Here is a 22,271-nt window from a genome sequence, read left to right on the forward strand (position 1 = left end):
ACGGACCCCTCAACATGATCACACTCACTCGGAAAATTCAGTTCATCGCCATTCCAACACTTTTGATCTCGGCCGCATGGCTCTCTGCGGGCCCTCTGAATCCACCCGCTGGCCCCATCACCAGCACCGGCAAGACCCTCACCGAGGTCGAGCCACGCATCGCCATCAACAGCACCAATACGCCCGGCGACGCCGACAGCCTCTTCAAGATCACCCAACCCGGCTCCTACTACCTCACCGGTAACATCAGTGGCGTCGTCGGCAAGCACGGCATCGAGATCGCCGCAAGCGGTGTGACACTCGACCTCAATGGGCTCAGCCTTCAGGGTGTCGCAGGCTCGCTCGATGGCATCAGCGTCACCGTGAGCAACGCCTCCGGGATCGCGATCTCCAATGGCACCATCCGAGCATGGGGTGGCGATGGCGTCGACCTGCGAACGGTCGTCACCAACGCCACACGAGTCGAGCGAGTTTCATCCGTCACCAACGCGGGAACCGGCATCGGAACGTACAACAACGCCACCATCATCGACTGCAACGCGTTCAACAACAGCGGCAGTGGATTCGTCCTCGAGCGACACTGCACGATCACCTCGTGCACCGCGGGCACCAACTCCCTCCAGGGAATATCCGCCAACCGCGGTTGCACGATCACCAACTGCACCGCATCCAACAATCTCCAGAACGGCATCCTCGCGAGCACCGGATGCGCGATCACAAACTGCACCGCATACGCCAACACCCTCAACGGTATTGTCGGCTCCCATGAATGCGTGCTCACATCATGCGTGGCGGCCGCTAACGGTGCCGACGGCCTGAGCGCGGGCGGCGACGCGCTCATCTCAGGTTGCGTCGCCACCGAGAACGGAGGGGATGGTATCGAGGTCGGCGTCTCCTGCACGGTCCGCGGGAATCACGCCGGATCCAACGGCTCCATCCTCGCGGACAGCGCGGGAATACACACGCTCTCCACAGACAATCGGATCGAAGGAAACATCTGCCTCTTCAATCTACGAGGCGTCAGCGTCAGCTCGGCAGGCAACTTCATCGTTCGGAACAACTGCTCCAACAACACCACCAACTGGGTGATCGCTGCGAACAACCTGATCGGTCCCATCATGGACCGCTCATCCTTCTCCAGTCCGGCCGTGAACGGCAACGCCGCTGACAGCACGTTGATCACTTCTGATCCGCACGCCAACTTCACCTATTGACTCTTGCCTTACCTCGTTGCGCACCCTCTCTCGCTACTTTCACCCGATCGCAAGGAACCAGCAATGAAGATCCGTATGCCCCACACGCTCATGCTCCTCACCGTTCTCGCCCTCGCCCACGCCGCGACGGCTCAAACGAACATCTCGCCCTTTGACAAGTTCGCCTGGAGCGAGAACTGCGGCTGGCTCAACTTCCGCGACGCCGGCACCCCCGCCGGCGCCCAGGGCGTCCACCTCCACGCCGATCACCTCTCCGGATTCATCTGGGGCGAGAACCTCGGATGGATCAACGTCGGCAACGGCGGCGGACCCTACCTCAACACCTCAGGGCTGAACTTCGGTGTCAATCGCAACACCGCCAACGGATTCCTCTCCGGATACGCCTGGAGCGAGAACGCCGGGTGGATCAACTTCGATGGCGGCAACCTCGCCAGCCCGCGCAACCCCGCACGATTCGACGCCGCCGCCAACCGCTTCCGCGGCTACGCCTGGGCCGAAAACATCGGCTGGATCAACCTCGACGACGCCACCCACTTCGTCGGCCTCCCCTGCGTCGCCGACGTCGACGACGGAACAGGCACCGGAACCCCCGACGGCGGCGTCACCATCGACGACCTCCTCTACTACCTCAACATCTTCAACCTCGGCTCAATCGCCGCCGACGTCGACGATGGCAGCGGCACCGGAACCCAGGACGGGGGCGTCACCATCGACGACCTCCTCTACTTCCTCACCAGATTCAACGCCGGGTGCTGATGCACCACCATCCGATCCCATTCGGCATCGTGTAAACATGGGCAACTCAAGTCCGGAAATCTTCAATCTCGAGTAGCCAACTCCCCTTGATTTCCTTGGGAATCCGGTTTTTTTACTTGACCATTCGGCCGTTCGTTGTATGGTGGTAGATCCGTTCACAAGTTCATGTGCGTCGTTTTGCCTCGCTATTGCTTGTGCATCGTGACCGCACCCACCGTCTGACAGTCCATACACAGAGGTCTCCGACATGACACCAACGCGCCTGTCCCGGTCCGCCATCGTCTCATTCCTCGCGATCACGTCTCTTCCCGCGCTCTCGAGCGCTCAGGTCACCTACACCAACCTCACCTACCTCTCGCAATATCCCCAGACCGGCTCCAACCCGCCCACCATCACGACCGATCATTCCGTGACGCTCACGCTTGGTCTTACCAACACCGACGACGCCGCCGATGTCTACGTCACCGACAACATCTTCCTCAACGAGAGCCTCGGCTCGCCCGACGGTCTCTCCTACTTCTCGCAGGCCATCACCGCCCCGACCCGCGGCGCGCTCCTCGCCGCCTGGCCGGCCAATGACTATGACTGGACCATCACCGATGGAACGCTTGGCCAAGTGACCGAGACCATCACCCAACCCTTCGGGCTGGGTGATTGGCCCGCGCAGATCCCTGCCTTCTCCAGCACCACCTGGAACACCATCCACGGCATGCCGACCGACTCTCCCTTCACCCTCGTCTTCAACGATTTCACGCCAACCCCCAACGCCCAGGGCGGCACACTCATCGTCGTCTCAGAGATGAACGGCCCGGCCACGCCCGTCTTTGAGAATCTCCCCCCGACCGCGACCAGCCTGCTGATCCTCGCCAACACACTCCAACCCAACACCGACTACTTCGTCTCGCTCCACTTCTTCAACACCCACATCTCGAACACATTCGAGTTCGGAACCCACTTCCTTGAGTTCCAGCAGCAAACCTACATCGCCTTCACCACTGGCAATGGCACGCCCTCCTGCGTCGCCGACGTCGACGACGGCACCGGCACAGGATCACCCGACGGCGGCGTCACCATCGACGACCTCCTCTACTACCTAAACATCTTCAATCTCGGCTCCATCGCCGCCGACGTCGACGACGGCAGCGGCACCGCCACCCCCGACGGCGGCGTCACCATCGACGACCTCCTCTACTTCCTCACCCGATTCAACGCCGGGTGCTAGAGGTACAGACGACAGGCTTTGACACCGGGCATCATGGCGCGGGGACATGGCCTACAGGAATTGACCAACGGTGAGTGAGTGCGCCAAGGTTCTGCGCGCCGCATTTTCTGATCCCAATCTGCCTTTGCCCTCCATGTTCCCTCTTCCTTCGCGTTCTGGCGTTCTCCCTACCCCCTCCCAACCCCCGCGAAGGTCCGATTACCACACGAAGACTCTCACGACAAGGCCTTGGGGACACGGGAGTTGCGAACCCCACACCCGCATGGTCCCTTGCCTTCATCAATCCTCCGCGTCTTCCCCAAGTTGTGACCGCACAGACTATTACGGACGCGCAAAGATCGACATTTTCTGTTGTCCAACCCCCGAATCGCGTTGACATCACCCCCCCAATCCATACTCTAGTGGTGGAAGAGTCGAGATTGGGTGAGATGTGTGTCCTGGGGTCGCCAAGACCCGAACTGGAGTCCCAAAGGGGCCCGGTTCATATTCCGAGCCGTGAACCCTGGATTCCTCGCTGACCACGAGTCGGCGGAGGCTCCTTCGGGCGACCGGCCGGGTCCATCTCCAGAATCAACACTCGACCACGTTCGACGACGACCTCCCAAGGTCGGCCCATTCGATGGGGCCACCAAGGCAAGGCCGGCGTTCGTGCCCTTCTCTCGCCTTCAACCGCCACCCATCCGTCGTCTATCCACTCGCGGTCGTCGCGAGAGGAGCCGTTCGAAGCGTCTTGTGTGTGACCACGACGTCCACCATTTTTTCGAGAGGTTGATCCATGCGAATGTCCTTCAAAAACACGTGTCTCGCGGCGTGCGCCGCCCTCGCCTTCGCGGCGGGTAGCGCCAACGCCCAGGTCGTCATCAGCCAGGCCTACGGCGGCGGCGGCAACTCCGGCGCCACCTACACCAACGACTTCATCGAACTCTTCAATCGCGGCTCGACCCCCGTGGACATCTCCGGCTGGGCCGTGCAGTACGGCTCTGCGGGCGGCGCCTCATTCACCGCCCTGACCGCCATCCCCGGCGTCATCGGCGGCGGGACCGTCGTCCTCCAGCCCGGCCAGTACTACCTCATCCAGCAGGCCGCCGGCGCCGGCGGCACCACGCCCCTTCCCACTCCGGACGTCATCGGCACCATCGCGATGGGCGGCTCGGGCGCACGCGTCGCCCTCACCAACAACGCCGTCGCTCTCGTCGGCGCCTGCCCGAGCACCGATCCCGCCCTCGTCGACCTCGTCGGCTGGGGCAGCGGAACTGTCTCCTGCTTCGAAGGCACCCAGGCCGCCGGCACCGCCAACACCACCGCGATCCTTCGCGGCAACGACGGCTGCATGGACTCCAACAACAACGCGGCCGACTTCGCCGTCCTCGCCCCCAATCCGCGCAACAGCGCCTCTCCCTTCAACGTCTGCTCCGCCAGCACGCCCCCCTCGGGCATCGGCGCTTCTACGCCCAACCCCGTCTGCCTCAACGCCAACGTCGTCATGACTGTGGCCGTCACCCCGGCGCCAGCCCCACGTCCACGGGCATCGCCGTCTCCGGTGACACCACCGCCCTCGGCGGCGGCCCGGGCCTCGCCTTCCTCGACAACGGCGTCGCCCCCGATGCCGTCGCCGGTGACATGATCTACACCGCCGAAACCGCGGCCTCCTCCTTCTTCTTCGGCAACCAGAGCATCCCGATCACCATCACCGACGCCCAGAGCCGCACCGGCAACGCCTCGGTCGTCGTGACCGTCACCAACTGCAACCCCGCCGTCGTCTTCACCGGCTCCCTCGCCGCCTGCCAGGACATCCCCCAACTCCTCGTGGCCGCCGTCACCCCGGGCCAGCAGCCCGCCTCGACAGGCCTCACCGTCTCCGCTGACCTCACCTCCATCGGTGGCGGCATCGTGAGCATGGTCGATGACGGCACCAACGGCGACCCCGTCGCCGGCGACGGGTTCTATGGCGTCCTGTACACCATCCCCGCCGGATCCCCCGCCCTCGTCTCTATCACCATCAACATCGCCGACGCCCAGTCGCGCACCGCAACCACCTCCTTCGACATCACCAACGTCGGCGCCTGCACCTCCTCCGCCTCCACCGTCGTCATCAGCCAGCTCTACGGCGGCGGCGGCAACACCGGGGCCGACTTCACCAACGACTTCGTCGAACTCTTCAACCGCGGCACCACCCCCGTCGACATCACCGGCTGGTCACTCCAGCGCCTCAGCGCCAACGGCACCGCCCTCGACTTCCCCCTGCCCACCGTTGTCGCCAACTACTTCCAGATCCCCTCGGGCATCATCCAGCCCGGCCAGTACTTCCTCGTCCAGCAGGCCGCGGGCACCGGCGGCACCACGCCACTCCCCACGCCCGACGCGAGCGGCGCCATGACCATGAGCTCCTCCGACGGCATGATGTTCCTCTCCAACACAGGCGCGACCCTCACCTCCTTCACCGACCCGGCCATCATGGACCGTCTCGGCTACGGCAGCAACGGCGCCAGCCCCCTCGCCTCCTTCGAGGGACACGGAGCCGCTCGCTCGCTCGGCAACACCGTCGCCTCGTTCCGCTTCAACGGCGGCTGCCAGGACACCGACAACAACGACGTCGACTTCTACCGCTCGACCCCGGCGCCGCGCAACTCCGCCACGCCCATCAATGACTGCTCCGGCACCCCCGCATGCGTCGCCGACGTCGACGACGGCAGCGGCACCGGCACCCCCGACGGCGGCGTCACCATCGACGACCTCCTCTACTACCTCTCCATCTTCAACCTCGGTGATGTATCCGCCGACGTGGACGACGGCACCGGCACCGGCACCCAGGACGGCGGCGTCACCATCGACGACCTCCTCTACTACCTCGCCCGCTTCAACGCCGGCTGCTAAGCCCGACCAGACCCGAACTTGGGTCACATGTTGATCACTCGCCGCGGACCGGTTCACCCCGGTCCGCGGTCTTTTTGAGACGCCACAACCTCGATCTCGCATGAATCAAGACCGGACCTTCTACCTCTCGCGCGCTCCCGGAAACGGCCACCAAGCCCTCCGGGAGCGCACTTTTGGCCGCGTGACATTCCCGCAGTCGGACAAACTGCAAACGTTTACACGGCCTGACACACCGTCGTTCCACATGCTTCCCGTTGTGCCGCAACCGCACCGGTGGTATATTGTCCCGGCTCGGCTGGTGGTCCGGAGATGTTCCGTTCACCCGCCGGGATGGTGGACCGAAGCCGATCTAGCCCGAGTGTCCGCGGCGGTTCTGGTGTCTTGTTCAATCCTCGGGTAAAGGTTCGGTTAGTCGATGATGAATATCTTTGTTGGCAATCTCCCGTACTCCGCCACCGATGGCGACCTCGAACAACTCTTCTCACAGCACGGCCAGGTCGAGCGCGCCTCCGTGATCTTCGATCGCGAAACGGGACGCTCCAAGGGCTTCGGCTTCGTCGAGATGCCCAATGACTCCGAGGGGAATGCGGCGATCACAGCCCTCAACGGCTACGACCTCCAGGGTCGCAAGATCGTCGTCAACGAGGCACGCCCGCGCGAGCCGCGTCCGGCAGGTGGCGGCGGCGGCCGTGGCGGCTTCGGCGGCGGCGGCGGCCGCGGCGGCTTCGGTGGTGGTGGTGGCGGCGGTGGCGGCGGTGGCGGTGGATACCGTCGAGGCGGCGGCGGTGGCGGCGGCTCCGGCTGGTAAGCCACACACCCACAACTTCAATGCACTTCTCACGCGGCCCATCTCCAGGCCGCGTTTTTCATTCCCATCTCACTTCCACTCCCACCGCACCGCCTCTTTCGAGATCCCCTCGATCGCCTCACTCTCCAGATACTTCTTCGCCTCCTCATCACCCTTCGCCACCAAGTCCAGAAGCGCGAGCGTGCTCGATGCCACGGCATCGGTGATCACCTTCGAAGGCGTCGTCGCCTTCTCGCCCAGCAACTTCGACGCGCTCTTCCCGGCATAACTCGAGTGCGTCGCCCCTTCAATAAACAGCAAGTACGCCGCGGGCCCGCTCTTCGCTCGCCCGCGCGAATAGGTGAACGAATCCTGCCGACTCTCGGGCGTCTGATTCGACGCCGGCGATGTATCGAGTGATCCGGTGATCGTCAGAATTGGCTTGTCGATAGAGTCCCACGACTCCTTCGTGAGCGCCCCGCCTACCACGCCCTGCCCCGAGATGATGATCGCCCCCCTGAGCCGCGCGTCCCCGATACTCGTGAGCGAGAGCCCCCGCTCGCCGACAACCTGCTGCCCGCGTGCTTTCATCCCGATCGCGAGTTGGGCCGTGAACGCGCCGGCCGAATGCCCCGCCACAAAGAGTTGCTCGCGATCGATCGTCGCCTTCCCGGTCAGCCCCGCCTCCTTCTCGATCGAGTCAATCGAATCGAGCAGAAACTTCACATCGCCCACGCGCTGCGCCAGGTCCACCGTCCGCGTCGCCTCGCGCGGGCTGCGCACGAAGTCACGCCGCTCCTCGCGCGAACGGAACTTCAGCGAGTCCGCGTGCGTCGGCAGCACCACCACATACCCATGGCTCGCCCAATGCTCGGCCAACTCAGAGAACGTCTCCCCCGAGCCGCCCATCCCGTGCGAGAACACAATCATCGGAAACGCGACCGGCTCCGCCCCCTTCGCCGGCGTCTTCTCAACACGGGGCGATCGGATCACCACCTCAAGGTCCTTGTCGCGTGCCTCATCATGCACCGTCGCCCGCGCCACGCTCACGCGATACGGCCCACGCGACAACTTATACCCGCCCTCCAACTTCGCAGACGCAACCTCGTCTGCTCCAGGTGTGGGCGGGTCACCAAAGTGCCCGATCGCGGGCGAGCCCAAAGCCAGCAACATGGCAGAAGCGCACACACACGCCACCGACCGAGCTGCGCCCGACCGGAACACACCGCCCACAGATTGTCCTGCAACTCTCATCGCCCGCCTCCGATCCATGCCATCTCAAAACCCGCTCAACCAACCCCTCGTTCCAATGAATAAACGCCATCACACAACGTCGATTGCCCAACTTCAAGACCTGTCCTCTCGCCCTGCTCGTCCATCTTCGGCTCTCGTTCGGCCCTCTGACCACTTCCTCGACTCGGCATTCTCGGACGAAACGACTCTGAGACTCTGAAAGTCCAACCGCGAAGCACTTTCAATCCACCAAATCACAATTTCACTAGCATCCGTCACGAATCTCGCGCACAATTGAACACGTCATCGCCGGAGCACCCCATGCGCACCAACGCCCCAATCAAACTCCTCATCATCGCGGCCGCCTCACTCGCACTCGGCGTGAGCACCGCCCACGCCCAGACCTCCACGAGCATCAACCTTGCCGGCCTTCAGATTCGCAACGCCACCAACCAGTCCCGATCGAGCGCCCCCAACACCCTCACGCCCGCCTACCGGTACAGTTTCCGTTTCAGCGACGACACCATGGTCCAAGGTCAGGGCGTCGCTCTCGGCTCGCTCTACCCGCAGCCCACGCCCCTCACCACCGTCGTCGAGGGTCTCCAGCCCGGAGCCTCCCAGAATCTCCGCGGCTCCGGCAACAACCCCACTGCCACCCATCCCTACGCCCTCCCATCCCAGTCCTTCACCACCAACACCACCGTCAGCGGCATCCCTGTCACCTTCGGCCTCACCCTGAGCGCCTCCGCCAACGCCGACAACACCATCTCCTTCTCCCTCACCAACGTTGTCATCAGCCCCTCCATCCTCGTCGGCTACCTCGTCTTCACCCAGGGCTCGCTCATCGTCGAGACCCACTGTGCCGCCGACTATGACCTCGACGGCGGCGTCACCATCGATGACCTTCTCCTCTATGTGAGCCTCTTCCAGGCCGGCGACGCCTCCGCCGACACCACCGGCGACGGAGCCGTCACCATCGACGACCTCCTCGAATATCTCCCCCATTTTTATAGCGGATGCTAACAACTCCAAAGTACCCAGTGCCCATCTAAAATTATTCTCTAGAGAAATCTTCATATAGGCTTGCGGATTTCGTCCGTCCGAGAGACAATGTCCCAACACTCCGGCCCAGCGGCTGGAGGAGAGGAGACACTGTCATGATTTCGTGTGATCTGTATCGTCGTGCTGTTGGCGCTCTCGCGCTCGTTGCGGGCACTTCCGTGTCGCTCGCCGGCACACTTCCCGTGACCACCATCGCCCTCACCGGCACCGATGGCCCGCTTGGCCCAGGCATGGGACCGGGCGTGACCTTCACGTCGATCGGTCAGCATCAACCTTCCATCAACTCAAGCGGGGGCGCCGCATTCCGTGCCGTCGCTTCGAATGACGCCAGCCAGGGCATGTGGATCCACGCCGGCGTCGCCAACACCAACGTCGTCCTCGGCGGCGGCGCGATGCCCGGCGGCGGCACGTACATCACGGGCACGAGTGTCGTCAACTCGCCACAGATCAACAACTCGGGCGAGTGGGCCTTCCGTATGGGCGCGAGCACGGGACTCTTCGGCACCAACTCGGGCACCCCGACACGCGTCCTGCTCGCCGGCGACACCGCGCCAGGCACGGGCGGCGCAACCTACAACACAAGTGCGACCGGCATGCCCCTCTTCAACAACGCCGGACACATCGGCTACATCGGCTCGCTCACCACAGGCACGGGCTCGCCGCCCGTCACGATCACGGCGCCCAACGCCAACGCCAACGCCATCTGGACCGGCACCCCGGGCGCGACGACGCTCGCCCTCCGCCAGAACGACGCCGTCACCTCGATCGACCCGGGTGGGACGGTCCGCGTGGGCGCGTTCCAGAACCTCTCCCTCACGATGAACGGCTCGGGGCGCTTCGCCGTGAACTCGGCCCTCCAAGGCAGCGTCACCACAGGCACAGGCGTGGGCAGCAACTCCGCCATGATCTCCTCGAACCGATCGGGCTCGCTCGAGGTCATCGCCCGCAATGGCAACGCCGCCCCCGATGCGACCGGCGCACCCAGCACCGACCTCTACCGCAGCCTGGGCACCAGCGCCGTTGGCTTCAACAACGCCGGACACGTCTCGTTCATCTCCTCACTCCGAGACGCGGCGGCCGTGCAGACCAGCACCTCCTCACTCTTCACCGACGCCGGCTCGGGCACGCTCCGCCAGGTGGCGCGCCAGGGCACGTCTCTTCCCGCCATCCAGAACGCCAACGGCACAGAGTTCGCCGGCACGTCGTGGAGTTCGTTCTCGAATCAGGTCCTCACAGGCGCCGACGACCTCGCCCTCACCGCCTCGCTCACCGGCGCACCCACGGGCTGGCAGAACGTGCTCTTCACCATGGACTCCGCCACCGACACTTTCAGCAAGATCGCCCGCAGCAGCAACGCCACCACGCCCGGCGACATCGCCATCGTCGGAGGCGCGCCCCTCGGCGGTGACGCGTACTTCACCAGTTTCAGCAGCATCACCATGAACACCCTCGGGCAGGTCGTCTTCCAGGCGACGCTCAATGGCGCCGGCATCGCGGGCGGCGCCGGCGGCAACAACTCCGGTCTCTTCGCCTACGTCCCGGGCACTGGCATCTGCCTCATCGCCCGCACCTCCGATCTCTTCGAGGTCGCGCCCGGTGACTTCCGCACGATCAGCTCGCTGGGCGGTATCGCCCAGTCCGGCGGACAGGACGGCCGCACCCAGAGCCTCAGCGAGTCGGGCCTCCTCGCCTTCGAACTCGACTTCACCGACGGCTCTTCTGGCGTCTTCGTGACCACCATCCCCACACCCGGAGCACTCGCACTCCTCGGCGTCTCGGGCCTTCTCGCCACGCGTCGTCGTCGGAACTAAAAAACCCTTTACACCCACTCCCGCGAATGGCGAGAGCCCTCCGCGGAAGTTTGTCGAACAGCCTCGTGATGAATCCAGACTCCCCGGAGTGATCCATGAACCGCATGACCACCGCGCTCGCCCGCATCGTCCCCCTCGCCCTCGCCCTCGCCACCGCCGCCCACGCCGAGATCGTCCGCGTCACCGTCACCGGCGTCGTCGAGAACAACGCCTTCGTCAGCGGCACCTTCGCCGGCATCGGCCCCGGCGCGCCCGTCACCATGACCATCGACCTCGACTCCACCGACTTCCTCGACAGCTCCAACCTCCCGGGTGTCACCCGCGGCTACCGCTTCTACCCCAACACCTTCTCCCTCACCATCGGCACCGTCACCACCACCCTCCGATCCACGCCCTCCACGCCCCCGGCCTACTTCTGCCTCCGAAACAACGACCCGCGCGCCGACGGCTTCTTCATCTCCCAGGGCACCGACATCGACGTGCAGATCCCCCTCGAGATGACCCCCGCAAACTTCGGCATCGCCTTCCTCCGAACCTTCAACAGCATCCCCCCCACGCCGCCCGACCCCGATCCCACGCTCAACTCCGTCGACATCCTCGGAGCCGTCGGCTCGTGGGCCTTCAACAACCTCAGCGTCTACAACTTCAACATCGAACTCAACGAGAATACCACGCCCCTCATCATGGAGTACCAGACCATCACCATCACCGTTGTCCCCCAGTGCATCGCCGACGTCGACGACGGCACAGGTACCGGCACACCAGACGGCGGTGTCACCATCGACGATCTCCTCTACTACCTCGCGATCTTCAACCAGGGCCTCACCAGCGCCGACGTCGACGATGGCACGGGCACAGGCACCCAGGACGGCGGCGTCACCATCGACGACCTCCTCTACTACCTCGCCCGATTCAACGCCGGCTGCTGATCGGCGTCCTCCCGGTGGCCCGCCGTTTCGCGTTCTCGGACGATCAGCATGCCACGTTCGTATTCCTATTGACGCCAGCTCGTCTTCAAGTGACAATGCGCTCCCGCGGCACAACCGCCTGGGAGTCTCCCGCCATGTCACGCACAATCCAACGCGTCGCGACCGTGCTCGCGACCGCCGCCATTGGTCTCGCCTCCGCGAGTGCCGACACCGTGGTCTATTCCAACATCTTTGACTCGACCATCTCACCACAGATCGATCCCGGCGTTGCCACGCTCACCGGCGTCCAGGGATTCGCCGGCCTCGGGCCCTCGGGTGGACAGTTCTCCGGTCAGTTCCTCCGCTCCCCGACCGGGAATCCGGTGACACTCTCGCTCACGGGCATCCCACCCCACAACTCCATCTCACTGCAGTTCCTCTTCGCCGCCATCGACTCCCTTGATGGCACCGGCACCTTCCCTTCGGGCGACTTCTTCCGCATCACCATCGATGGCGTCCAGATCTTCCGCGAATCATTCGCCAACGCCACCTCCAGCCAGATCCAGAGTTACGTCCCGCCGCCCGGCGTCGAACTCGCGCGCCGCGTGGACCTCGGCTTCTCCGGCCCCGGCAGTTTCTACACCGACAGCGCGTACGACATGACCCTCGACCCGACCTTCACCCACATCCCCCACTCGGGCACCACGGCAACCATCGAGTTCCTCATGGAAGGCCCGGGCATCCAGCCCCTCGAAGACGAGTCCTGGGCCATCGACAATCTCACCATCCTCGTCGCCTCGGGCTGCACCGCCGACGTCGACGACGGCTCAGGCACAGGCACACCCGACGGCGGCGTCACCATCGACGATCTGCTCTACTACATCTCCATCTTCGCCACCGGCGCCATCGAGGCCGACATCGACGACGGTACAGGCACCGGCACCCGCGACGCCGGCGTCACTATCGACGACCTGCTCTATTTCATCACGAGATTCCAGGCCGGGTGTTGATCTGGTTTCTGTGGTCTTGGCGGCCCGCCTCACCGAGGTGGGTCTCCCCTATCGCCCACCCGCCCTCGTCAGCGCCAACACCGCGTTGATTACGCCAAGGTGCGAGTACGCCTGCGGAAAGTTCCCCAGCGCCATCGAATGAGCCGGGTCCCACTGCTCCGCGAGCAATCCCGTCGGGCCCGCCTGCGCGATCACGCCATCGAGCAGATCCTTCGCCTGACGCAGCCGTCCCAACGTCACAAACGCCTCAGCCAGCCAGCAGGCGCAAATCACAAACCCGCCCTCGTTCCCCGGCAATCCGTCATCACATCGATACCTATACACCGTCGCCCCCTCGCGCAATCCCTTGTCCACCGCGTCCACCGTCATCGCCCATCGAGGATCGTCGTGGGGCAGGAGCCCCGTCAGCCCGATCGTCAGCGCCGCCGCGTCCAGGTCCTCACACTGGTACGACGTCGTGAACGCCCGAGCCTTCTCGTTCCACCCCTGCGCCAGCACGTCGTCCCGGATCCGATCGCGCAGCGCGTGCCACTCGGTGTGATCCTTCCCCAGCACGGCCTCATGCACCACGAGCGCGCGGTCCACCGCGTGCCAGCACATCACCTTCGAGTGCACGTGATGCCGCCGGGCTCCGCGGATCTCCCAGATCCCGTGGTCGGGCTCCTCCCATCGCGCCTCGACCGCCTGCACCATCGAACGCACCAGCCGCCACGCATCTGGCGAGATCCCCACGCCACGCTCCGCCATCGTCGCCACCATGTCCACGATCGGCCCGAAGACATCGAGCTGCACCTGCTGCGACGCCGCGTTGCTGATCCGGATCGGCCGGCTCCCGCCATACCCGCGAAGATCCCCGATCTCCGCCTCGGGTCCGAGATCCTCGCCACGCACGGCATAGATCGGGCGCAGCCGCGCCGGCGAATCGAGTCGATCCACCACGCCCACCAGCCAATCCGTAAGGTTCATCGCCAACCCCGTGTTCCCAAGCCGCAGCAGCGCGCTCGCCGCCATCGCCGCGTCCCGAGGCCAGCAGAACCGATAGTCCCAGTTCCGCACGCCCCCCAGTTGCTCGGGCAGACTCGTCGTCGCCGCCGCCGCGATCGCCCCAGAGGGCCCGTGCGCCAGCGCCTTGATCGCCAGCGCGCTCCGCACAACCACATCCCGATACTCCATCGGCACGCGCAACGACTCCGCCCACCCCGACCACAGCCCCTGCGTCAATATCCGCCGCTGCGACTCGGGCACCACGCTCGCTTTGAGGTTTCCCGTGCCATACCGCAACTCGAGAACCACCTCGCCGCCGGGGATCGCGTCAAGATCCACAATCGCCTCGGCCGTGTGGTGCGTGCCATCGTCGTGGACATGCCACGCCACGCCCGGCGCGTGCACCACGCACGGGTCCGACCCCACCATCAACTCAAGCCCGAGCTCGTGCACGACGACCGTCGTCCCGCTGCGTCCGAAATCCTGCCTCGGCGCCAGACGCACGCGCACGCGCCCCTTCCCCTCGATCACTCGCACCAGATCCGTCCGCCCCGCGCGCTGATATCCGCGCCCGCTCGAGCAATCCAGATAATCCGTCACCCAGAACGAGCCCCAGTCCGTCCGCAGCAGCATCGAGTTCGGCAGGTACGCCTGCGACAGCGGCTTCCGCCCGTCCTCGGCCTCCACCGCAAAGAATCCCGCGTCCTCGCCGCCCAGCAGTTCCGCAAAGAGCGCCGATGAATCGATCCTTGGCGCACACAGCCACGACACTCGCGCATCGGGCGACACCAGCGCGATCGTCCGCTGATCCGACAGAATCGAATGGTTCTGGATCGGCACCAGCGCCCGCTCACCCAGCCACGCCTCCCGCTCGTGCGCCAAGGCCTCGAGCGCCGCCGCGACCTCCTTCACGCTCCCCACGCGCTCGACCGCGCTCGTCTCCCCCTCGCCGACCTTCACGCTCACATCGTGCTCGCTCAGCGCCAAGAACGCGTCCTCGTCGGTCGTGTCGTCGCCCAGAAAGACCACCTGTGAAGCGCCCGATCGATACGCCGCCCGCTTGACCGCGTCACCCTTGGTCTTCGTGGACGCCGCCGCTTCCACCACCATCGATCCATGCCGAACCACCACTCCGGGCACCGTCGCCGCCCGCTCCGCCTCCGCCACAATGTCCGAAACCGACGACGGGTCCGCCTGCCGATAGTGGAACGCGACCCCCACCGCCTTCCGCTCGACCAGACACCCCGGCCACTTCGCCGCGAGCGCGTCGAACGCCTCGCCCACACGCGCCACAGCCCCGTTGTCGCAAACATCGACCACGATGTCGCCATCTCCCGCCCTCGTCCCAATCACTTCTTCGGCCCCGTGGCTCCCATACAGCATCGCCCCGGGCATCGCGCGTGTCGCCTCGCGAAGCCACGCCGCCCCGCGCCCCGAGATCACCGCCACAAACGTGCAGGGCAGCGCCGCCAGCCGCGCCAGCGCCTCAGCACACCGCGCATCGATCCGCGCCTCCGAAGGCGTCGAAACCAAAGGCGAGATCGTCCCGTCAAAGTCGCTCGCCACCAGGAGCAGCGGCGATCGGGCGATCGACTGGAGACGCGTGAGCGACATCGTGTGGTCTCGGGACATGCGTGAAGAACCCACTACGAAGCCAGCGTGCCCATGAACTCCCGCGACCACACGTGCACGTCACGCCGTCGCACCACGCTCCGCAGTGTCGCCATCCGCTCGCGCTTCTCCTTCGCCGGCATGCGCAGCGAATCCAGGATCGCCCGCTTGAACGACTCGGTGTCCCGCGGGTTCACCAGGATCGCTCGACGCAACTCCTTCGCCGCCCCGGCAAACTCACTCAGCACCAGCGCCCCCGTCAGGTCGCTCCGACACGCGACATACTCCTTCGCCACCAGGTTCATGCCATCACGCAACGGCGTCACCAGCATCGCGTCCGCCGCCAGGTAGTACGCCACCAACTCGTCCCGCGCGAGCGATCGCCGGAAATAGTGCACCGCCACGCGCCCGGGCTGGCTGTAATCTCCGTTGATCCGACCGACGATGTGCTCGACCTCTTCTCTCGTCTCGTCGTACCCCGGCACATGCTCCCGGCTCGGCACCGCGATCTGCAACATCACCGCCTGGTTCGACGAGATCTTCTTGTCACGTAGCAACTCCTCGTACGCCTTCAATCGCAGCGGGATCCCCTTGGTGTAGTCCTGCCGATCCACTCCAAGGAGCAGTTTCCGCCCGCCGAGTTCACGCTTGATGTCCGCCGCCCGCTGGCGCACGATTGGGTTTGCCGCCGCTGCCTCAAACTCCGACGTCGGGATAGAGATCGGGCACGAGATCACCCGCACCCTCCGACCGTCCACGCGGAGTTCCTTCTCGTTCCCCTGCGCCCCGGCATATCGCTTCGCCGCGCGGACAAAGTTCTCCACGCCCAGCGGCGTGTGGAACCCGATCACGTCCGCCCCCAGCAGACCGCGCACGATCGCCCCACGCCACGGCAGCCACGCGAACAACTCGTCCGGCGGGAACGGAATGTGCAAGAAGAATCCGATCCTCGCCTTCTCGCGCCGCTCCCGGATGATCTTCGGCACCAACTGCAACTGATAATCGTGAACCCAGATCAGACTCTTGTCGTCGCTCACCCGGATCGCCGCCGACGCGAACCGCTTGTTCACCGTCTGGTACGCCTCCCACTGCGTCCGATGGAACTCCGGCGTCACAATCGCGTCGTGATACAAAGGCCAGATCGTGGTATTGCTGAAACCGCCGTAATACGCATCGACCTCCTCACGCGACAAACCCACCGCGCGGAGATCCAACCCCTCCACCTTCACAGGCCTCGGCGCCGTCCCAGTCCCACCATCCCACCCGATCCACACCCCGCCCCGCCGCTCCAGCACCGGCTTCAGCGCCGCCACCAACCCCCCGGGGCTCGTCTTCCACTTCGCGTTCGCTCCCTTTCCCACCACAGACGCGGGCAGGCGATTCGCAACGATGACCAGTGGAGCGCGTGTCGGCATGATCAAACAGAAGAACGGGCGATTCTAGCGGCACGAGCCAACCTCCGCACACACCTCGCACGCATTCACACGATTCTCACGACACACGCTCCAATCTCATCCGCCACGAGCGATCACGCCGCCGCATTCCGGGCATCGCTCGCTCGTCAACCCACGAACGTCGTAGCCGCACGAGTCGCACGCGCCATCCACCAATCGCTCGACCTCCGTCGCCGATGGCCCCAGCAGCCCCACCCTGACCCCATGCTTCTTCAGCAACTTCGTCGCGTGCGAACTCGTCGACACCAGCAACAACAACCCAATCAGCGGCACCACCATCAACAGCGACCCAATGACCACCATCACGATGTTCCGACCCATCGCGATGTTCAGCATCGCCGCGAGCACGATCACCACGATCCCCGATCCGAGAAGTCCAACCAACAGAAAACCACGAACCACGCCGAACAACTCGGCAGATACCGGGATCGACCCGGCCCCCAATGCGATCGCCCCGATGTACATCAACACCATCGCCAGAAACGCGAGCAGCAACCGCCGCTGACCCCGCGCCACCCCACGCAGACTGATCCGCTGCTTCCCCCGCCACCCCGCCGACACCATCCGATCCCCGGCCTGCGACATCGGGTCCACTCCATCACTAGACCATCCGTCACACACACAACTCCACCGCCGGCTCAGCATACCCCAAAAAGGACAACAGCCCTCCCTCTCTCCCTCGGGATAGGCTGCCGTCCTTGATCACGCACTCGCAAGCCTCGAAGTAGTCGAGGCCCGCGGCGTGGTTGAACTCATCCGACGAGCGCTTCCGCACGCCGAAGCACCAATCTACACCCATCTCGATCCGTTGCAACCCGAACAGCGCAAAGACTCCGCAAGACTTTTCAAGTCGTTGTGAACCAACACCCTGCGCGCGTCAGGGAAACCCGGAATTCCATCCACCGAAACTCGCCCCGTAGCATTCCCCATGCCCCCGCGACAGCCATACGCAACCGCACCCCGACGGCGACTGGCCTATCCCAAGCCCGTCGAAACGCTCATCGAACGCCTCGCCTCGCTCCCAGGCGTCGGACGGCGATCCGCCGAACGCCTCGCCCTCCACATCCTCAAGTCCGACTCCGCAGACGCCAAGGCCCTCGCCAGATCCATCGAGGATGCCAAGACAAAGATCCGCAACTGCCGCATTTGCAGCAACTTATCGGAGTCCGAGGCGTGCGCCATCTGCGAGGATCCCGCCCGCGACCGCGCTCTCGTCCTCGTCGTCGAGCAACCCAAAGACCTCATGGCCCTCGAAGAAACCGCCACTTTTAAGGGCATCTACCACGTCCTCCTCGGCCGACTCAACCCCCTCGAAGGCGTCGGCCCCGGCGACCTCACCATCAACGATCTCCTCGATCGCGTCAAAGACCCAGCCCACAACGCCGGTGGCACGCCCATCCGCGAAATTGTTCTCGGACTCAACCCAACCTTCGAGGGCGATGGAACCGCGGTCTTTCTCGCCCAGGAACTCCACACCCTCGCCGCGACGCGCAGAGAATCTGGAGAACCCGAACTGATTGTGTCGGGGTTGGCACGAGGTTTGCCGATGGGAGCACCGCTGGAGTACGCCAACAAGGCCGTGTTGGCCGATGCCATAGCAGGACGACGGCGATTGGAGTGATCGCTCGAGGAGCACGGCCCGGAGGCTCACAGGAAGGATTCCATGCGGTTCGAGACCTCCCAACACATGAAACTCGGCCAGCACATGAAGCTGGCCCCGAGGATGATCCAGTCCATGGAGATCCTCCAGATGCCCCTCGTCGAACTCGAGGAACGCATCGAACAGGAACTCGAGAGCAACCCCACCCTCGAGATGCTCGATGGCGACCCCGACGCCCTCCTCGAATCGCCCAACGGCCCCGCCGAGCCCGCCGAACTCGGCTCGCGCGCCGAACTCTCCATCGACGAGGTCCATGGCAACAACGACTTCGAGCGACTCGAGTCCTTCGAGCAGGCCGAGCCCGAGGCCGCAGAGAACGAGTTCTCCTCAAGAAGGCACGAGCACGAGTACGAACCGACCCTTTCCCGCGCCCGCGCCGTCGAGCAGTCCGAGGCCAAGATGGAGGCCATGGCCGCCGCCCCCGCGCGCGGCGCCTCCCTCCTCGAACAACTCCGAGGCCAGTGGGCCCTCGTGGACATCGACGCCCCCATCCGCGCCCAGGGCGAACTCATCCTCAACTTCCTCGATGACGATGGCTACCTCCGCACACCCCTCGAGACCATCGCCGAGCGCGCCGTCGTCGCCGAGGCCAATGGACACGCCAACGGTCACGCGACCACCGACCTCGCCGCACCGATCTTCAGCACCCGCCCCGACGTTCCCTCTCTCGAGCGCGCCCTCCACGCCCTGCAACTCTTCCTCGAGCCCGCCGGCGTCGCCGCGCGCACGCCCCGCGAGTGCCTCCTCCTGCAGATCGACGCCCTCGAAGACGACGCCGAGTCCTTGGGCTGGCCCAAGCCCACTCTCGCCGCGGCACGCCAACTCATCGACGCCCACCTCGATGACCTGATGCAGAACCGCCTCCCGAGGGTCGCCGAGAAAACCGGCCTCTCCCTCGACGAGATCAAGGAGGCCATCACCCTGATGCGCCGCCTGAGCCTCGCCCCCGCGCGCCGTCTCGTCAGCGACGCCGTCCGCCCCATCATCCCCGACGCCATCGTCGAGTACGACGTCGAGCAGGACCGCTACATCGCCTATCTCAACGACTCGCGCATGCCCAACCTGCGCATCAACCAGGAATACGCCCGCCTCTCCAAGGACCGCGCCCAGCCCCAGAAGGACCGCGAGTTCCTTCGCACCAACCTCGGCAACGCCCAGTGGCTCATCGACGCCGTCCAGCAGCGCCGCCGAACACTCCTCCGCGTCGTCGAGGCCGTCGTCGAGGCCCAGCGCGACTTCTTCGACTATGGCCCCCAGGCCCTCAAGCCCCTCCCCATGACCCAGATCGCCGAGCAACTCGGCATCCACGTCGCCACAGTCAGCCGAGCCGTCTCCGAGAAGCACCTCGCCACACCGCGGGGCATCGTCCCGCTCCGCAAGTTCTTCTCCGGCGGCGTGCAGGCCAAGAGCGAGGGCGGCGAGAGCGAGGACCTCGCCTGGGACGCCATCAAGGCCGCCCTCCGCGAGGTCATCGACGCCGAGGACAAATCCAAACCCCTCAGCGACGAGTCCCTCGTCGACGAACTCAAAAAACGCGGCATCGAGATCGCCCGCCGAACCGTCGCCAAGTACCGCGACCAACTTATGATCCCGGCTGCGCGACTCCGCAAGACCTTCTGAACGATCCGATTCGTACTACCAATTCTCGCGGCACAGGCGTCCCGTCTGTGTCTACTTCTTCTACTCGCATTGTTCTCCTTGGGCGGGCTTCTCTACCGCTGCCCCGCCAGTTTCCGCACCGTCATGTCGAACGTGCGGACCATCGCGCTGTGGATCCCATAGCACACCAGCGACCACGCCCCGATCGCCACGACCGCGCCCATCGCCAGCGCGATCCTCGCCGAGACCAGCCCGCCCATCCCCGACGACACCGTCTCGCTCATCGCCCGCTCGGGCGCGCAGCACGCCGACACCGCCGACGCCGGGCTGAGCGGGGCCAGGATCGGTCCCACCGTCGCGATCCCCGACGCCGCGTGCCACGCGCACAGCCCCACCGTCCCCGCGATCGCCAGAAGCACGCCCACCGTCCCCACCACCGACCCGATCGTCCCCTTGCTCTTGAGCGACCAGTTCAAACCCAGCATCACGCAGAACGCCATGAACGGCAGCACCGAGAACGCCAGGATCACCCCCGCCTCGGGCAAGACCACCGGCACCGCCCCACCACCGCTCTGCGAGATCTCCACCCCGCCGCTCCGCCCAAGCCCACCCACCAGCACATACAACCCCGCGAGCATCACCGTCCCCACAGGCACCGCGAGCAGCGGCAGCAGATACATGATCAGCCCGCGCAACTTCCCCTTGAGATACGCCGACGCCGTGATCGGTGTCGTCAGCAACAGGTCCAGTGTCCCGTCCTCTCGCTCGCGTGAGATCGCTGTCCCCGCTGTGTTCACCGCCACCAGCGCGATCGTTGCCAGTTCCGCCCACGCCGTCGCCGACAACGCCAGCCGGAACTCGTCGCTCGTCATCTGCCCGACGTGGAAGAGATAGATCAACAGCACGCCAAAGAGCGCGCCCATCCCGATGAAGACCCACCGCGCGACCGTCTTCCCCAAGGTCGCCTGCCGCGCCGCCGCCTCACGCCACGCGATCGGATTCGTCCACACCGCCCGCGGCGGCCTGTGCTCCGCGTTCGCCGCGCCAAACCCAAACATCTTGCGATACCATGGCACTCCCCCCCCGCCCTCGCCCGCGATCCCCAGGAACCCTCCCGCGCGAACCGTCACCGTCGAGGCGATCATCGTCACCAGACTCAGCACCGCGCTCCCCGCGCACCACGTCGTCACTGGCTTCTCCAGAAGCCACCGCAAAATCATCGATGTCTGGCTCCCCTCCGGAGCCCTCGGATACGACACCGGATCAAGCAGCGCCCGCAGCGTGAGGAACGGATTGAGGGCCGTCATCACCGTCACGCGGCTTCCGCCCACGCCCGCTTGCAAAAACTCGTCCACCGCCCACGTCGCACCCAGATACCCCACCACCGCGACATAAAAAATGAAAAACGCCCGCTTGCCCGCGGCCCGGCTCACTGAAAGCGCAATCGCGATCGCCCCAACCACCAACGCCGCACACACCGCGATCGCGTAACTCAAGAAAATCGACGACCCCGGCACGCCGCCGAAGTACTGCGTGAGCGCAAACAGCGGCAGGCTCGCCCCGAGCAGCGCCACCACGAAGAACAGCCGCCCGAAGAGATTTCCCAGCACGATCTGCGTCGCCGACAGAGGCGTCGTGAGCAGCACCTCCCACGTCCGAGGCGACGACTCCTGCGCGATCGCCGCCCCCATGAAGACCGGGGCCAGAATGCAGATCAGGAAGACCTGGACGTTGGCGATCGCCGCGAACGCCGTCGAGGCCGCCGCCGCCAGTTCGCGATAACTCAGGCTCCCAGCCGAGGTCTTGATGAGCAGCAGCCACAAGAGCGCCACGATGAGCAGGGCCAGGTACGCCGACCGGATGTACATGTGCCGAGCCCGCCGCGACCCGTTCTGCACCAGCCGAACCGCGATCGGGTTCAGGGGCACAAGCCGCAGCAGCCAGCGAAGGAAAATCGGCATGGGTTCAGGATAGGAAGGGGGGAAAACCAAATGGCCAAAGGGACAAATGGCCAAATTACCAAATGAAAGGCGACAAGCGAGTTCCATGGCCGGCGATCACCGCGATCGACGTTGGCTCCTCTCTC

The 22,271-nt window shown here is 65.1% G+C and carries 17 protein-coding genes; 12 read left to right on the plus strand and 5 right to left on the minus strand.

Annotated elements, in window-relative coordinates; translation table 11 throughout:
• Positions 1 to 14 precede the first annotated feature (14 nt).
• The 6 genes from IPK69_07330 (at position 15) to IPK69_07355 (ending at position 6,874) form a co-directional block, all read left to right on the plus strand.
• Positions 15 to 1,214: a right-handed parallel beta-helix repeat-containing protein gene (locus tag IPK69_07330; GenBank protein QQS07826.1), complete on the plus strand. Its 1,200-nt coding sequence runs from the start codon at positions 15 to 17 to the stop codon at positions 1,212 to 1,214.
• A gap of 63 nt (positions 1,215 to 1,277) precedes the next feature.
• Positions 1,278 to 1,970 carry a hypothetical protein gene (locus tag IPK69_07335; GenBank protein ID QQS07827.1) on the plus strand — a complete coding sequence of 231 codons (693 nt, stop codon included), beginning with the start codon at positions 1,278 to 1,280 and terminating at the stop codon, positions 1,968 to 1,970.
• Positions 1,971 to 2,217: 247 nt separating this feature from the next.
• Entirely contained in the window at positions 2,218 to 3,192 is a 975-nt protein-coding gene (locus tag IPK69_07340) for a hypothetical protein (GenBank protein ID QQS07828.1), read from the plus strand.
• A gap of 775 nt (positions 3,193 to 3,967) precedes the next feature.
• On the plus strand, positions 3,968 to 4,816 hold the full coding sequence (locus IPK69_07345; GenBank protein QQS07829.1) for a lamin tail domain-containing protein: 849 nt from the start codon (positions 3,968 to 3,970) through the stop codon (positions 4,814 to 4,816).
• Positions 4,813 to 6,066, plus strand: a complete 1,254-nt coding sequence (locus tag IPK69_07350; GenBank protein ID QQS07830.1) for a lamin tail domain-containing protein — start codon at positions 4,813 to 4,815, stop codon at positions 6,064 to 6,066. The genes IPK69_07345 and IPK69_07350 overlap by 4 nt, the downstream gene beginning before the upstream one ends.
• 415 nt (positions 6,067 to 6,481) lie before the next feature.
• Positions 6,482 to 6,874 (plus strand): RNA-binding protein, encoded by a 393-nt coding sequence (locus IPK69_07355; GenBank protein ID QQS07831.1) that lies wholly within the window; start codon positions 6,482 to 6,484, stop codon positions 6,872 to 6,874.
• Positions 6,875 to 6,943: 69 nt separating this feature from the next.
• On the opposite strand, the gene IPK69_07360 is transcribed toward IPK69_07355, so the two are convergent.
• Complete coding sequence (locus IPK69_07360) at positions 6,944 to 8,026, minus strand: alpha/beta fold hydrolase (GenBank protein ID QQS07832.1); 1,083 nt, start codon at positions 8,024 to 8,026, stop codon at positions 6,944 to 6,946.
• A gap of 381 nt (positions 8,027 to 8,407) precedes the next feature.
• Here IPK69_07360 and IPK69_07365 point away from each other — a divergent pair, with 381 nt between their 5' ends.
• From IPK69_07365 to IPK69_07380, 4 genes are all read left to right on the plus strand, one after another.
• Positions 8,408 to 9,109, plus strand: coding sequence for a hypothetical protein (locus IPK69_07365; GenBank protein QQS07833.1), 702 nt, complete (start codon positions 8,408 to 8,410; stop codon positions 9,107 to 9,109).
• A 134-nt stretch (positions 9,110 to 9,243) separates the two neighbouring features.
• On the plus strand, positions 9,244 to 10,959 hold the full coding sequence (locus tag IPK69_07370) for a hypothetical protein (GenBank protein ID QQS07834.1): 1,716 nt from the start codon (positions 9,244 to 9,246) through the stop codon (positions 10,957 to 10,959).
• Positions 10,960 to 11,054: 95 nt separating this feature from the next.
• Positions 11,055 to 11,888, plus strand: a complete 834-nt coding sequence (locus tag IPK69_07375) for a hypothetical protein (protein ID QQS07835.1) — start codon at positions 11,055 to 11,057, stop codon at positions 11,886 to 11,888.
• Between the two features lie 134 nt (positions 11,889 to 12,022).
• Positions 12,023 to 12,877, plus strand: a complete 855-nt coding sequence (locus tag IPK69_07380) for a PEP-CTERM sorting domain-containing protein (protein ID QQS07836.1) — start codon at positions 12,023 to 12,025, stop codon at positions 12,875 to 12,877.
• Between the two features lie 48 nt (positions 12,878 to 12,925).
• Here IPK69_07380 and otsB read toward each other — a convergent pair whose 3' ends face one another.
• The 3 genes from otsB to IPK69_07395 form a co-directional block, all read right to left on the minus strand.
• A complete protein-coding gene (gene otsB / locus IPK69_07385; GenBank protein ID QQS07837.1) occupies positions 12,926 to 15,493 on the minus strand; it encodes a trehalose-phosphatase in 2,568 nt (855 codons plus the stop codon).
• Positions 15,494 to 15,507: 14 nt separating this feature from the next.
• The gene (locus IPK69_07390) at positions 15,508 to 16,887 is read right to left on the minus strand and encodes a trehalose-6-phosphate synthase (GenBank protein ID QQS07838.1); all 1,380 of its coding nucleotides are present in this window, start codon (positions 16,885 to 16,887) and stop codon (positions 15,508 to 15,510) included.
• Positions 16,888 to 16,983: 96 nt separating this feature from the next.
• Positions 16,984 to 17,511 (minus strand): hypothetical protein, encoded by a 528-nt coding sequence (locus tag IPK69_07395; GenBank protein ID QQS07839.1) that lies wholly within the window; start codon positions 17,509 to 17,511, stop codon positions 16,984 to 16,986.
• Between the two features lie 343 nt (positions 17,512 to 17,854).
• On the opposite strand from IPK69_07395, the gene recR reads away from it, so the two are divergent.
• Positions 17,855 to 18,547, plus strand: coding sequence for a recombination protein RecR (gene recR / locus IPK69_07400; protein ID QQS07840.1), 693 nt, complete (start codon positions 17,855 to 17,857; stop codon positions 18,545 to 18,547).
• A 42-nt stretch (positions 18,548 to 18,589) separates the two neighbouring features.
• Complete coding sequence (gene rpoN, locus IPK69_07405) at positions 18,590 to 20,206, plus strand: RNA polymerase factor sigma-54 (protein ID QQS07841.1); 1,617 nt, start codon at positions 18,590 to 18,592, stop codon at positions 20,204 to 20,206.
• A gap of 92 nt (positions 20,207 to 20,298) precedes the next feature.
• Here rpoN and IPK69_07410 read toward each other — a convergent pair whose 3' ends face one another.
• Positions 20,299 to 22,146 (minus strand): ABC transporter permease subunit, encoded by a 1,848-nt coding sequence (locus tag IPK69_07410; protein ID QQS07842.1) that lies wholly within the window; start codon positions 22,144 to 22,146, stop codon positions 20,299 to 20,301.
• Positions 22,147 to 22,271 lie beyond the last annotated feature (125 nt).

The organism is Phycisphaerales bacterium (assembly GCA_016699835.1).
Classification (GTDB): Bacteria; Planctomycetota; Phycisphaerae; order Phycisphaerales; family UBA1924.

Excerpts from the sequence above, each read along its gene's own strand:
- IPK69_07380 (QQS07836.1), top strand. The coding sequence starts at position 12,023 with ATGTCACGCACAATCCAACGCGTCGCGACCGTGCTCGCGACCGCCGCC.
- recR (QQS07840.1), top strand. The coding sequence starts at position 17,855 with ATGCCCCCGCGACAGCCATACGCAACCGCACCCCGACGGCGACTGGCC.
- IPK69_07410 (QQS07842.1), bottom strand. The coding sequence starts at position 22,146 with ATGCCGATTTTCCTTCGCTGGCTGCTGCGGCTTGTGCCCCTGAACCCG.
- IPK69_07330 (QQS07826.1), top strand. The coding sequence starts at position 15 with ATGATCACACTCACTCGGAAAATTCAGTTCATCGCCATTCCAACACTT.
- IPK69_07350 (QQS07830.1), top strand. The coding sequence starts at position 4,813 with ATGATCTACACCGCCGAAACCGCGGCCTCCTCCTTCTTCTTCGGCAAC.
- otsB (QQS07837.1), bottom strand. The coding sequence starts at position 15,493 with ATGTCCCGAGACCACACGATGTCGCTCACGCGTCTCCAGTCGATCGCC.
- rpoN (QQS07841.1), top strand. The coding sequence starts at position 18,590 with ATGCGGTTCGAGACCTCCCAACACATGAAACTCGGCCAGCACATGAAG.
- IPK69_07340 (QQS07828.1), top strand. The coding sequence starts at position 2,218 with ATGACACCAACGCGCCTGTCCCGGTCCGCCATCGTCTCATTCCTCGCG.
- IPK69_07375 (QQS07835.1), top strand. The coding sequence starts at position 11,055 with ATGAACCGCATGACCACCGCGCTCGCCCGCATCGTCCCCCTCGCCCTC.
- IPK69_07370 (QQS07834.1), top strand. The coding sequence starts at position 9,244 with ATGATTTCGTGTGATCTGTATCGTCGTGCTGTTGGCGCTCTCGCGCTC.
- IPK69_07355 (QQS07831.1), top strand. The coding sequence starts at position 6,482 with ATGATGAATATCTTTGTTGGCAATCTCCCGTACTCCGCCACCGATGGC.
- IPK69_07395 (QQS07839.1), bottom strand. The coding sequence starts at position 17,511 with ATGTCGCAGGCCGGGGATCGGATGGTGTCGGCGGGGTGGCGGGGGAAG.
- IPK69_07345 (QQS07829.1), top strand. The coding sequence starts at position 3,968 with ATGCGAATGTCCTTCAAAAACACGTGTCTCGCGGCGTGCGCCGCCCTC.
- IPK69_07390 (QQS07838.1), bottom strand. The coding sequence starts at position 16,887 with ATGCCGACACGCGCTCCACTGGTCATCGTTGCGAATCGCCTGCCCGCG.
- IPK69_07335 (QQS07827.1), top strand. The coding sequence starts at position 1,278 with ATGAAGATCCGTATGCCCCACACGCTCATGCTCCTCACCGTTCTCGCC.
- IPK69_07360 (QQS07832.1), bottom strand. The coding sequence starts at position 8,026 with ATGTTGCTGGCTTTGGGCTCGCCCGCGATCGGGCACTTTGGTGACCCG.
- IPK69_07365 (QQS07833.1), top strand. The coding sequence starts at position 8,408 with ATGCGCACCAACGCCCCAATCAAACTCCTCATCATCGCGGCCGCCTCA.